Raw genomic sequence first — 12,684 nt, 5'->3', positions numbered from 1 at the left:
GTGGAATCCATCGATCGATGGCTGCACCGGCGACACGAAGAGTTCGTCGAGGGTGGGGAGAAACAGCCCGTGCGCGGGCTGGTCGCGGCCTCCTGGGACCGCTCGGTCGCCGCTGGGCTGCGCGCCGATACGGCAGCGCCTTTTGCCTTCCAAGGCAACGAACTCGCCACCTATCGCGCCGAACATCCACTCTCGGCCGTCTTCCCGATGCTGTACGACGTCCTCGGCCGGGCAGCTGTGGACAGCGACTGTGTGATGGCCGTCGGCGACAGCGGCGGCCGGCTGCTGTGGGTGTGCGGCCGACCCGACGCACTGCGCGCAGCCGACGGCATCCACTTCAGTGAGGGCGCCTGGTGGGCCGAGCGACAGGTCGGCACCAACGCGCTCGGTACGTCGCTCGAGGTGACCGCGCCGGTCCAGATCCGATCGGCCGAACACTTCACGGTCCTGGTGCAGCCGTGGTCCTGCGCGGCGGCCCCGATCTACGACCCGGACACGCAACGCGTTCTCGGCGTCGTCGACATCACCGGCGGCGCCGACGCGAGCTCACCCCAATCCCTCGCGCTCGTCCGCGCCGCCGCCCGGATGGCCGAGGCCGAGCTCGGTCGGCTGACCATCCTCCGCAAACTGAACGGCGATACCGGCTATCGCGTCCGCATCTCAGCGCTCGGACGCCCGGACGCCGAAGTACGCGTCGACGACCGCGACCTCCGACTCAGCCGGCGACACAGCGACATCGTCGTACTGCTGGCCGAACACCCCGAAGGCCTCACCGCCGAAGAACTCTCCGACGCGCTGTACGGCGAGGCCGATCATCGCTCCTCTCTGCGCGGCGAGATGACCCGCCTGCGCGCACTCCTCGGCGCGGACGTCCTCGACTCCCGTCCGTACAGGTTCCGCCGCGACATTGCCGCGGACTGGCTCGAGACGGCCGACGACCTCGACTCCCACCTGCTCTCGTCGGCGCTCCGTCGCTACGCCGGCCCGCTCCTCCCGCAATCCGACGCGCCAGCAGTCGTCGCCGTACGGAACCGGCTCGAGAACCGCATGCGGGCCGACGTACTGCGGACCCACGACGTCGACCTGGTCGTCGCGTGGACCCGCTCGTACGCCGGCGTGAACGACCTCAGCGCCTGGGAACACCAGCTGACCCTGCTCTCGCCGACCTCTCCGCTGTGGCCGTCGACCCAGTCCGAAGTACGCCGGCTGCGCGCGGACTACGGCCTCTCAGAACACGCGAATCGCGATCTCCGCAGGCGCTGACAACAGGCCGTCGATCTCGTCGTCGAGCTTCACCAACGTCACCGACGCGCCCGCCATGTCGAGCGAGGTGCAGTACTCACCGACGTAGTTGCGCCGTACGTTGATGCCCTGATCGGTGAGCACCTTGTGCGCCCGGCCGTAGAGCAGGTACAGCTCGCTGATCGGCGTACCGCCGAGGCCGTTGATCATCAGCGCGACATTGTCGCCCGACTCGTACGGCAGGTCGGAGCGGACCGCCTCGAGCATCTGGTCGATGATGTCGTTCGCCGATGCGAGCGGCTCGCGACTGCGGCCCGGCTCGCCGTGGATGCCGACACCCATCTCCATCTCATCAGGGCCGAGCTCGAACAGCGGCGAGCCCTTGGCCGGCGGCGTACAGGCGGTGAGCGCCATCCCCATCGTTCGCGTGACCGAGTTGACCTTCTCGCCGATCCGGACCAACTCGTCCAGGTCCGCACCCTGCTCCGAGGCCGCGCCGACCGCCTTCATCACGAAGAAGTTGCCCGCGACACCACGCCGACCGACCGTGTACGTCGAGTCCTTCACAGCAACGTCGTCGTCGATGATCAGCGTCTTCACGGTCAGCCCGTCCGCGGCACTGAGCTCCTGCGACATGTCGAACGCCATCCGGTCGCCGGTGTAGTTGTTCACCAGGAGCAACACGCCCTTCGGCGATGCGAGCAGCTTGGTGGTCTCGTACACGTAGTCCATCGGCGGCGCGGCGAAGACGTCACCGGGACAGGCGGCATCGAGCATGCCCTTGCCGACGGTCATCACGTGCGCCGGCTCGTGCCCGGAGCCTGAGCCCTGGATGATCGAGACCTTGTCGTCGCGTGGCGCGTCGGTCCGCATGATCAGGTTGTACTCCGGGACGTACTTCAAGGTCTCGGGGTTCGCCAGTGCGATGCCCTGCAGCATCTCCGGCACGTAGTTCTTGGGATCGTTGACGAACTTCTTCATCCGGAGTTCCTCCCCTTCCACTTCTCTGCGATCTGCTCCATCAGCACGGCGACGGCGGTGGCCCCGGCGTCGACCGATCCCCGGCTGCGTTCGCCGGTGTAGGCGGCCCGGCCGCGCTTGGCGACCAGGTCGATCGTCGCGTCGGCCGCCGACCGGGCGGCCACTGCGGCGCGGTCCACGACCTCGTCGCTGCTCACCCCGTCCGCGAGCGCCGCCTCGATGACGTCGGTCATCGGGACGAGCGCATCGAGAAGAGTCTTTTCACCCAACGAGGCGCCGCCGCGGGCCATGATCCCCGCGATCGCGGAGCGAAGCATCGCGACGACGGTCGCGCCGTCGAGGACCGTCGTCGCGCCGGCTGTCATCCCGGCGCGCAGGAATCCCGTTCCCCAGATCGGTCCGGAGGTCCCGCCGATCCGGGACGTGACCAGCATCCCGACCTTCTTGAAGAACGTGCCGATATCGGTCCGGTCCAACTCGCCGTACTGGGCCTGGAGTTTCTCGAAGCCGCGGGCCAGCGAGTACCCGAAGTCGCCGTCGCCGACGACCGAGTCGAGGTCACCGAAGTACTTCTCGTTGGTGAGGCAGGTGTCGATGATCGTGGTCATGACCAGGTCGACATCACTCCAGCTGTCACTCATGTCTGCCCTCCTTTGCGACCGGCCAGTTCGGCGAGCTCGGTCAGCGTGAGCGCGCTGACGGGGCCGATGTTCCAGGGGTCCGCGAGTACCTCGAGCTGCTCACCCTCGGGATCGCCGAGACTTGAGACGACCAGCGCCGCTCCGGAGAAGTCCTCGTCGCGCGTGTATCCGGACACGGTCACGACAGTGGACAGTCCGGCTCCGGACGCGGCGAGCAGGCCGTTGCTCGAGTCCTCGATGACGAGCGTGTGATCCCGGACCAGCGCGAGCTGATGCACGGCCAGCTCGTACACCGCCGGGTCCGGCTTCTTCCGCGGTACGACGTCCCCCGCGAACACGGGCACCCGCGCCGCGACGTCCGCACCGACCGCTCCGGTCAGCACAGCACGTACCGACGGCCCGGCCGAGGTCGACGCGACGGCAACAGTCCAGCCCTCCCGCAGCGCCTCGGTGATGATTCGCCGTACGCCGGGACGCGGCGGAACGACACCGGCCGCGATGAGGTCGGTGAACGCCTTGGTCTTGTACTGATGCCAGGCCGCGACAACCTGCGTACGTTCGTCGTCGGTCGACGGCGAGCCGGCCGCCTTCACCACGTCGGGATCGTCGAGCAACGTGGCCAGGCGTTCCTTGCCGCCGCCGATCTTCAGCAGCCGGCCGTAGTCCTCGACCGACCAGCGCACCGGAAGGCCGAAGTGCTCGAACGTCGCGTTGAACGCCGGCAGATGCCCGTCGCGTTCGGTGTCGCCGAGCACCCCGTCGCAGTCGAAGATGAGCGCGGTCATGCGCGATCGCCGCTACCGAAGATCTCGATGTACTCGACGGTCATCGCCTTCACTGCGGCGTGGATGTTCCGGAACAGCGTCGGCGGGTCCCACTTGTCCTTCGCCCGCGCCTCCTCGAGATGCTCGAGCGACGACTTCATGTACGCGACCTTGAGCGCCGTGGAGATGTTCACCTTCGCGCAGCCCCGCCCGATCAGGTCCCGGAACTGCTCCGGCGTCAGTCCCGATCCGCCGTGCAGCGCCATCGGGATGCCGGTCGCGGCGACCAGGTCGGTGATCCGCTGCGAGTGCAGCTCGGGTGTCGACCGGTAGATGCCGTGGGCGTTGCCGATCGCCGGGGCGAACACATCGACCCCGGTCGTCTCCACGAAGCGAGTGGCAACCGCCAAGGATTGACGTTCCGACTCCGTGTCGGACCCGACTCCGTCCTCGACCCCCGTGATGCCCTCGATCTCGCCTTCCACGTGAGCGCCGTACTTGCGGGCCTCGGCGACGACCTCGACGGTCTGCCGCTGGTTCTCCTCGACCGGCAGCGCGGAGGCGTCGAACAGCACCGAGTTCCAGCCGGCCGCGAGGCAGGAGCTGATCACCTCGCGGTCCGGGCAGTGATCCAGGTGCAGCGCGACCGGCACCGGCTCGGGCGCGACGGTCGCGTCGAACATCGCCTTGAGTACGTCGCGCCCGACCGACTTCACGGTCTTCACCGACGTCTGCACGATCAGCGGCGAGCGCAGCTCCACGGCCGCGTCGACGACGGCTCGCAGGCTCAACTCGTCGACGATGTTGATCGCGGGAACGGCGTACCCCTTGGCCAAGGCCTCGTCGACGAGTTCCTTCAACGGTGCGACCGGCATGCTCACTCCTCCCGGTAGCTCCGTCCAGCCTGCCTCTCCGAACGCTGCAGAAAGGCTGCAAACCGGGCGACTAGGCCGGCGCGTGCTCCTTCAGGATCGCCATGAACGCCCGCATCCAGGTCGGGTGGTCCGGCCAGGCGCGACCGGAGACCACGGTGCCGTCGACGACCGCGTCGCCGTCGACCCACTCGGCTCCCCCGGCGCGGATGTCCGGCGCGAGCGCCGGGTACGCCGACGTCTTGCGGCCGTTCAGCACACCGGCCGCCGCTGGGATGAGTGGTCCGTGACACAGCTGCGCGACGGGCTTCGCCTCGCCATAGAAGTGCTTCACGATCCGCTGACAGTCCGCGTCGTTGCGGATGTACTCCGGAGCGCGGCCGCCCGGGATCACGACCGCGACGTACTCCGCCGGATCCACATCCGCGAACGCCACATCCGCCTGCCAGGTATGCCCGAGCTTCTCGGTGTACGTGTCGAACCCGTCCACGAAGTCATGCACCACGAACTGCAGCTTCTTCACCGCAGGAGCCGCGATGTCGACCTCGTACCCCTCCTCCAGCAGGCGCTGATAGGGATAAAACACCTCGAGATCCTCCGCCGCGTCACCGGTAAGAATCAGTACCTTCGCCATCAGGCCACTCCCTCTCGAAGACACACCAGTCAGATACCCACCCACCAGCCAGCCTCTGCCCGCTTCCAACCGCGGTCAAGGCCCGTCTGACCGGGTGGTCGTGTAGACCGAAAGCATGGTGCTTCCTGTTGAGGTCGTTGCGGCTGAGCGGATCGAAGTGCGTGCCGGGCATCGACTCGCGGTGCGGCGACGCGGCGCGGGCGGCGTACCGCTGCTGCTGGTCCACGGGTTTCCGTGCACGAGCCGGATCTGGTCGCACAATCTGATCCCGCTGGCCGAGGCCGGGTTCGACGTGGTCGCGCCGGACCTGCGCGGGTACGGCGATTCCGATTTCGCGCCGGACGACTTCTACGACTTCAACGCGTTCAACAGCGACCTGACCGGGCTGTTCGACGTACTCGGCTGGGAGCGTGCCGTCGTCGCCGGGCACGACCTGGGCGCTATGATCTCCATCGATCTGGCCAACCGGCACCCCGAGCGCGTGGACCGGCTGGTGATCCTGGACGACTCGATGCCCGATCTGCCGGACGCGTTCGCGGCGGCCGGCATCCCGGCCGGCCGACCCAAGCCCGCCGTCTACGACTACCAGCGTCGTCAGGGCCACCACGCCGATGAGCTGGTCGCCGAATTGGATACGCCCGAACGGCGGCGGCGCTACATCGGCGAGTTCTACGGGCATCGTCTCTGGTGCCCGCCTGATGCCTTCGACGAGGACGACCTGGCGTTCCTGACCGAGCCGTTCGGTGACGCGGCCCGCCTGCGCGCGTCCTTCGCCGACTACGAGGTGCTGATGGGCACCCGGCCGCTGTCCGCGCCGGAGCTGATCGATCGCCCGGTGCAGCAACGGGCCTTGGTGCTGATCGGCGCGGACCAGGTCACCGTCGGCGAGTACGCCGAGGAACGCTGCGCACTGGCCTTCCCGGAGGGCGTCGGACCGTTCTGGGTCAAAGGCGCCGGGCACTTCATGCCCTGGGAACGCCCTCAGTTGGTCAACCGCTCCATCCGCTTCTTCTGCGGGGATCTCCTTTAGTGCTGCCGCAAGAAACGTTGCGGTTGCAACCCCATCTCCCCGGCTTCGGCAACACGAGCGGATAACCCCGCGAGTTGTGCCTTCTCTGCTCGCACACCAGCAGAGAAGGCACAACGACGGCGGATATCCACTCCTCTGACCGAGCACGGCCACGCCGTCGACGTCGCCGGGCCTGGTGCGCGTTACGACCCCAACGTTCGTTGATACGGCACTAGTGCCACGGCCAGACAGGTTGGCTGCTTGGCCTGTCCGCAGGCCGGGCCCCGGCCTTCTCGGGGGTCAACCCCTGAGGTGGTCGGTTCGCGGTCTGCACGCAGGGGCCGAACCCCCCATCTGGGGGGCTGACCCCCGAGATCGCCGTCGAAGGGCGGGGCTTGCTCCGTCACGGGGAGGGGCGGGGTACGACCCGAACCTTGGTTGGCGCGGCTCTAGAGTTCCCCGCCCATCGCGTTGGCCAGACCGTCACGGGTCAAGCCGAGCGTCGCCAGGAACTCGGCGTCCGCATCGTCCTCCGGGTCGATCCGGGCCGGCAACCGGTCCTCGATGGACTGGGCAAGATCAGGACCGTAAGCGCGACGAATGATCGCCAGCGCCTCAGCTTTCGTGAGCACTGCCACTTTGCCTCCCAGGTCAGGCATCCACGGACCAGGCTAGCCGGGTTGCTCTGCCCGGAAGGCTTCGACAGCTGTCGGGAGGGTGTAGAAGACGCGTCCAGGTCCCAAACGATCGAGGAACCCCGAGGCTTCGAGGTCGTCACGGAGGTCCTGCTTGACCCTCGCCAGCGCCAGCACGATCCCGCGCGAAGCCAACTCCTCGCGCAACGCGTCCAACGCGTCGACCGCGGTGACGTCGATCTGGATGTTCGCCTCGGTGTTGAGCAGCAGCCATCGCACCGGATCAGATGCATCGTCGACGGCTGCGAGTGCGCGACGGTGGAAGTCCTCGGCGTTCGCAAAGAACAACGGCGAGTCGTACCGGTAGACGACGAGCCCCGGGACCGGACGAGCGTCCGGGTAGTCGTCGATGTCGTGCATGCCGGCGATGCCCGGCACGTATCCGAGGATGCCGTCGTGCGGCCGGGCGACCCGTCGCAGTACGTCGAGAACCGACAGCGCGACGGCCAGGAGTACGCCGTACAGGACGTCGAGGGCGATCACGCCGGCGGTTGTTGCCAAGGCCAACAAAAGCTCGCTGCGCCGGAAGGCGGCGATGCGGCGGAACTCGCCCAGCTCGATCAGCCGGATGGCGGCGAACACGACCAAGGCGCCGAGGGCCGGGATCGGGAAGGTGGCAAGGAGCGGGCCGGCGAAGAGCAAGGTGGCGACGATCGTCACCGCAGCGACCAGCGAGTAGACCTGACTCTTCGCTCCGGACGCTGCTGCGAGGGCGGTCCGGCTGCCGCTGCTGCTGATCGGGAAGCCGCGCACGAAGCCCGCGGACAGGTTGGCGAGCCCGAGTACGAGCAGCTCTCGGCCGGGGTCGGTCCGCCCGCCGCCGCGACTCGCGAACGCTCGGCCGGTCAGGACCGTGTCGGTGTAGCCGACCAGCGCCACGCCGACCGCGGGCAGGGCCAGCAGACCGACATCGTGAAGGGACATCGACGGCACCTGCAGCGTCGGCAGGCCGCTCGGCACCGCGCCGACCAGCTCCACTCCCTTGTCGCCCAGCCCCGCCGCCCAGGTCACGAACGCCGCAAGCACCACGACAACGAGCGGCCCTGGAACGCGCGGCGTCCATCGAGCCAGCACAAGCAGCAGCACGAGCGCCACGACCGACAACACCACCGGCGCGAGCTTCCACTGACCGAACAGCCGGATCGCGGACAGGATCTCGGCCGGCGGCGAATCGCCTTCCACCGGAGCACCGGTCAGCCGCCCGAGCTGGCCGGTCATCATGATCACCGCGATCCCGGTCAGGTAGCCGATCAGCACTGGCTTCGACAGCAGGTCGGCCAGAAATCCCAGCCGGGCTGCCCACCCGACCACGCAGATCACCCCGACCAGCAGAGCCAGTACTGCGGCCAGCGTCGCGTACCGAGCCGGATCACCGGCGGCCAACGGACCGATCGCCGTCGCGGTCAGCAGTGCGGTCGTCGACTCCGGGCCGAGCGACATCAACCGTGACGTGCCGAGCAGGAAGTACAGCACGAGCGGACCGAGCGCGACCCACAGTCCGACCACCGCGGGCAGGCCGGCGAGTTCGGCGTACGCCATCACCTGCGGGACGAAGTACGCAGCGACCGTCAGGCCCGCGACGACATCCGGCCGCAGCCAGCTCCGCTGGTACTGCTGCAGCGTCTCAACTCCAGGTATCGGCAAACCTGCCCCCTCTCCGTCCCCACAGTGTGGCTTGCGCCGCCGGTAGTCAGTGTTACTATCTACTAGTACTCAGTGACACTGAATAGCTAAGGAACGCCGCGTGGGCAAGCAGATGACGGAGATGCTCAAGGGCACGCTCGAGGGGATCGTGCTCGCGATCCTGTCCGGGCGGCCGGCGTACGGCTACGAGATCACCGCGTGGTTGCGGGACCAGGGCTTCACCGATATCGCCGAAGGCACCGTCTACGCGCTGCTGGTCCGGATCGAGAAACGCGGTCTGGTCGACGTGGAGAAGGTCCCGTCCGAGAAAGGACCGCCCCGCAAGGTGTACACGCTCAACGCCCGGGGCCGCCAAGACCTCGACGAATTCTGGGGAACGTGGAGCTTCCTGGCCGAACGCCTCGACCGACTGCGCGAAGGAGACAAGGGATGACAGTGATTCAGGTGCAGGGTCTGGAGAAGTCGTACAAGGACCTGCACGTACTGCGGGGCGTGGACTTCGAGGTGGAGCGTGGCAGCATCTTCGCCCTGCTCGGCTCGAACGGTGCCGGCAAGACCACCGTCGTACGCATCCTGTCGACGCTGCTGAAGGCCGACGCGGGGACGGCGAGCGTGCAGGGCTTCGACGTCTTCAAGGACTCCGCCAAGGTGCGCGAATCGATCAGCCTCACCGGGCAGTTCGCGGCCGTCGACGAGATTCTGACCGGACGCGAGAACCTCGTGCTGATCGCCAAGCTGCGGCACATCGACGACCCGGGCAAGGTCGCGGACGACCTGCTCGCACGGTTCTCCCTCACGGACGCGGGCGGCCGCAGAGTCGCGACGTACTCCGGAGGTATGCGGCGCCGGCTGGACATCGCGATGAGCCTGATCGGGAGTCCGCCGGTCGTCTTCCTCGACGAGCCGACCACCGGGCTCGACCCGCAGGCGCGGATCGAGGTCTGGAACAGCGTCAAGGAGCTCGCCAAGCACGGTACGACGGTGCTGCTCACCACGCAGTACCTCGACGAGGCCGAGAAGCTCGCCGACCGGATCGCGATCCTGCACGAAGGCCGGATCATCGTGAACGGCACGCTCGAGGAGCTCAGGCAGCTGCTCCCACCCGCCAAGGTCGAGTACGTCGAGAAGCAGCCCACGCTCGAGGACGTCTTCCTCACCCTCGTCGGCGATACCGCCCCGGAAAAGTAGGGATCCGACCATGGCCTCGCACCTCATCGGCGACACCGCCACTCTCACCGGGCGCTCCCTGCGGCACATCCTCCGCAGCCCGGACACGATCATCACGACCGCGATCATGCCGATCGCGATGATGCTGCTGTTCGTCTACGTGTTCGGCGGCGCGATCGACACCGGCTCGGTCAAGTACGTCAACTACCTGCTGCCGGGCATCCTGCTGATCACGATCGCGTCCGGCGTCGCGTACACGTCGTTCCGGCTGTTCATGGATCTCAAGAGCGGCATCTTCGAACGCTTCCAGTCCCTGCCGATCGCGCGCTCGGGCGTGTTGTGGGGTCATGTGCTGACGTCGCTCGTCGCCAACCTGATCTCACTCGTGATCGTCGTCGGCGTCGCGCTGATCATGGGCTTCCGCACCGGCGCGGGGATCGGCGCCTGGCTCGCGGTCGCCGGGATGCTGATCCTGTTCACGCTCGCGGTGACCTGGCTGGCCGTGATCGCGGGTCTGAGCGCGAAGTCCGTGGACGGCGCGAGCGCGTTCTCGTACCCGCTGATCTTCCTGCCGTTCCTCAGCTCGGCGTTCGTGCCGACCGACACCATGCCGAGCGTGGTCCGCGCCTTCGCCGAGAACCAGCCGGTCACGTCGATCGTCAACACGATCCGGGACCTGTTCGCGCAGCAGCCGATCGGCAACGACATCTGGGTCGCGCTCGCCTGGTGCGTCGGCCTGCTCGTTCTCGCGTACGCCGGTGCGACAGCGCTCTACCGCCGCAAGATCAGCTAGCAGACCGGCTGGTGACTGCGCCGTGTCAGTCCGGTGTCAGGCCGCTCCGCGATCGTCGTATCAACGAAAACTTCCTGAAAGGACCTTTCATGTTCGCACGACTGGGGTCGCTGGTCGTACGGCGGCCGTGGTGGACGATCGGCGCCTGGGTGCTGATCATCGCCGCGGTGGCCGCGACGGCCCCGAAACTGACCGCGACCACGGATCAATCCGCGTTCCTGCCGTCGCACTACGAGTCGATCCAGGCAGCACAACTGCAGGAGAAGGCCTTCCCCAACGCCACCGCGCCCGCGGCCCTCGTGGTGTTCGAACGCAGCGACGGCGCGCCGATCGGCGCCGCCGACGCCGCAACGGTCGGAACGATCGCCGGCCAGCTGAACCAGGCCAAACTCAAAGACGTCACCGGGATCCAGGCGGTCCCGCCGACTGGTAACCGGCTGATCCAGATCGCCGCGGTCGAGCTGACCAAGATCACCAACCCCAGCGACACCCGGCAGAACGACGCCGTCAAGGCACTCCGCACGGCGTTGCAGGACAAGCTGCACGGGACGTCGCTGAAGGCGGGCGTGACCGGATCGGCCGCGCAGGCCCTGGACGCGCAGGAGTCCTCGACGAAGGGCTTGGCGATCATCGGAATCGCCACGGTCGGCCTGATCCTGCTGCTCCTGCTGCTGATCTTCCGCAGCCCGGTGATCGCGCTGCTTCCGATCGTCGTCATCGGCGCTGTCTCAACGGTGGTCAACGGTCTGATCGCAATCGTGAGCAAGGCCTTCGACCTGAAGATCGACAGCTCGATCACGTCGATCCTGCTGGTGGTGCTGTTCGGCGTCGGCACCGACTACATCCTGTTCCTGATGTTCCGGTACCGGGAGCGCCTGCGGGCCGGCGAGGACGCGAAGACCGCGATGGTCAGCGCCGTCACCCGGGTCGGCGAGGCGATCGCGTCCGCGGCCGGGGCGGTCATCATCGCCTTCATGGCGCTGACGTTGTCGACGCTCGGCATGTTCCGCGCGATGGGGCCGGCACTCGCGATCTCGGTCGCGGTGGCGCTGCTGGCCGGGCTCACGCTCGTACCGGCGATCGTCTCGCTGCTCGGCACGAAGGTGTTCTGGCCGTCGAAGGCGTGGAAGGTCGAGCCGAAGGGTGCGAAGTTCGCCGCCATGGGTCGTGGTCTCGGGCGGCGGCCGGCTGTCTTCGCGGTCGCTGCGGGTGGGCTGCTGATCGTGCTGAGCGCGTTCGCGATCGGCTTCAACCCGACGTTCGACCTGACCTCGGGCTCGACGTCCGACACGTCCGAATCCACCGTGTACAGCAAGGAACTGCTCAAGAGCCTGCCGGCAGGCGTCACCCAGCCGTCCGACGTACTGCTGCAGTCGTCGAGCCCGTTGAGCAAGGACCAGCTCGACAAGTACCGCACCGCGCTGACCAAGGTGGACGGTGTCGGCGATGTCTCCCAGGCCACGCTGTCTCCGGACAGTACGGTCGCCGACTTCAAGGTCACGCTGACGTCGGCGCCCGAATCGGACCAGGCGATCGCCACCGTCCGGGGTCCGCTGCGCGACGCGGCGCACGCCGCCGCACCGGCCGGTACGACGGCGGTCGTCGGCGGGCTGACCTCGGTGTTCGTCGACTTCCAGGACGCGATGAACCATGACTACCGCATCGTGTTCCCGGTCGCGGCGATCCTGATCATGATCGTGCTGGCGCTGCTCCTGCGCAGTCTGGTCGCGCCGTGGTACCTGATGGCGTCGGTGTTCCTCGGCTTCGGGGCGACGCTCGGTGCGTCGGTGCTGGTGTTCCAGCATCTGCAGCACAACTCGGGGCTGATCTTCACATTGCCGGTGATCATGTACCTGTTCGTGGTTGCTCTCGGCACCGACTACAACATCCTGATGGTCGCCCGATTGCGCGAGGAAGCGCGGGAGGGCCACGACCCGAAGCGGGCCGCGGCCCTGGCCTTGCACCACACAGGCCCGACCATTGCCGCCGCCGGTCTGATCCTCGCCGGCACGTTCGCGTCGATGATGCTGGCCGGCAACAACGTCCTCTCGCAAATGGGCTTCGCGATCTCCGCGGGAATCGCGATCGCGGCGTTCGTGATGGCGATGTTCTTCACCCCGGCGCTCACGGCCCTGATCGGTCACCGCGCCTGGTGGCCGGGCCACGCCGACGCGCAGCGCGCGCCGGAACAGCCGGAGCGGGAGGAAGAGCTGACCTCGGTGTGAGAGCCGCGTTTGGCTTG

The 12,684-nt window shown here is 67.7% G+C and carries 13 protein-coding genes; 6 read left to right on the top strand and 7 right to left on the bottom strand.

Annotated features, from left to right (window positions below):
• The gene (locus EV645_RS33060) at positions 1-1,263 is read left to right on the top strand and encodes a GAF domain-containing protein (protein ID WP_198682031.1); all 1,263 of its coding nucleotides are present in this window, start codon (positions 1-3) and stop codon (positions 1,261-1,263) included.
• Here the strand turns inward: EV645_RS33060 and dhaK are convergent.
• The 5 genes from dhaK to EV645_RS33035 form a co-directional block, all read right to left on the bottom strand.
• On the bottom strand, positions 1,228-2,223 hold the full coding sequence (dhaK, locus tag EV645_RS33055) for a dihydroxyacetone kinase subunit DhaK (RefSeq protein ID WP_130448009.1): 996 nt from the start codon (positions 2,221-2,223) through the stop codon (positions 1,228-1,230). The genes EV645_RS33060 and dhaK overlap by 36 nt on opposite strands.
• Positions 2,220-2,864: a dihydroxyacetone kinase subunit DhaL gene (dhaL, locus tag EV645_RS33050; protein ID WP_130448008.1), complete on the bottom strand. Its 645-nt coding sequence runs from the start codon at positions 2,862-2,864 to the stop codon at positions 2,220-2,222. Before dhaL ends, dhaK begins: the two co-directional genes overlap by 4 nt.
• The gene (locus EV645_RS33045; RefSeq protein WP_130448007.1) at positions 2,861-3,649 is read right to left on the bottom strand and encodes an HAD-IA family hydrolase; all 789 of its coding nucleotides are present in this window, start codon (positions 3,647-3,649) and stop codon (positions 2,861-2,863) included. The genes dhaL and EV645_RS33045 overlap by 4 nt, the downstream gene beginning before the upstream one ends.
• The gene (locus tag EV645_RS33040; RefSeq protein WP_130448006.1) at positions 3,646-4,503 is read right to left on the bottom strand and encodes a class II fructose-bisphosphate aldolase; all 858 of its coding nucleotides are present in this window, start codon (positions 4,501-4,503) and stop codon (positions 3,646-3,648) included. The genes EV645_RS33045 and EV645_RS33040 overlap by 4 nt, the downstream gene beginning before the upstream one ends.
• 70 nt (positions 4,504-4,573) lie before the next feature.
• A complete protein-coding gene (locus EV645_RS33035) occupies positions 4,574-5,134 on the bottom strand; it encodes a DJ-1/PfpI family protein (protein WP_130448005.1) in 561 nt (186 codons plus the stop codon).
• A gap of 115 nt (positions 5,135-5,249) precedes the next feature.
• On the opposite strand from EV645_RS33035, the gene EV645_RS33030 reads away from it, so the two are divergent.
• Complete coding sequence (locus tag EV645_RS33030; RefSeq protein ID WP_130448004.1) at positions 5,250-6,164, top strand: alpha/beta fold hydrolase; 915 nt, start codon at positions 5,250-5,252, stop codon at positions 6,162-6,164.
• Between the two features lie 428 nt (positions 6,165-6,592).
• Here the strand turns inward: EV645_RS33030 and EV645_RS33025 are convergent, their stop codons facing one another.
• A complete protein-coding gene (locus EV645_RS33025; RefSeq protein ID WP_130448003.1) occupies positions 6,593-6,781 on the bottom strand; it encodes a hypothetical protein in 189 nt (62 codons plus the stop codon).
• 33 nt (positions 6,782-6,814) lie between these two features.
• Entirely contained in the window at positions 6,815-8,482 is a 1,668-nt protein-coding gene (locus EV645_RS33020; protein WP_130448002.1) for a SulP family inorganic anion transporter, read from the bottom strand.
• A 100-nt stretch (positions 8,483-8,582) separates the two neighbouring features.
• Here EV645_RS33020 and EV645_RS33015 point away from each other — a divergent pair, with 100 nt between their 5' ends.
• The 4 genes from EV645_RS33015 (at position 8,583) to EV645_RS33000 (ending at position 12,667) form a co-directional block, all read left to right on the top strand.
• Complete coding sequence (locus EV645_RS33015) at positions 8,583-8,915, top strand: PadR family transcriptional regulator (RefSeq protein ID WP_130448001.1); 333 nt, start codon at positions 8,583-8,585, stop codon at positions 8,913-8,915.
• The gene (locus tag EV645_RS33010; protein WP_130448000.1) at positions 8,912-9,670 is read left to right on the top strand and encodes an ABC transporter ATP-binding protein; all 759 of its coding nucleotides are present in this window, start codon (positions 8,912-8,914) and stop codon (positions 9,668-9,670) included. Before EV645_RS33015 ends, EV645_RS33010 begins: the two co-directional genes overlap by 4 nt.
• 10 nt (positions 9,671-9,680) lie before the next feature.
• A complete protein-coding gene (locus EV645_RS33005) occupies positions 9,681-10,442 on the top strand; it encodes an ABC transporter permease (RefSeq protein WP_130447999.1) in 762 nt (253 codons plus the stop codon).
• Positions 10,443-10,531: 89 nt separating this feature from the next.
• Positions 10,532-12,667, top strand: coding sequence for an MMPL family transporter (locus EV645_RS33000; protein ID WP_130447998.1), 2,136 nt, complete (start codon positions 10,532-10,534; stop codon positions 12,665-12,667).
• Positions 12,668-12,684: the final 17 nt, after the last annotated feature.

The organism is Kribbella rubisoli, assembly GCF_004217145.1.
Classification (GTDB): Bacteria; Actinomycetota; Actinomycetes; order Propionibacteriales; family Kribbellaceae; genus Kribbella; species Kribbella rubisoli.
Note: the sequence above shows the minus strand (reverse complement) of the source record. Positions and strands in the feature narration are given on the sequence as shown.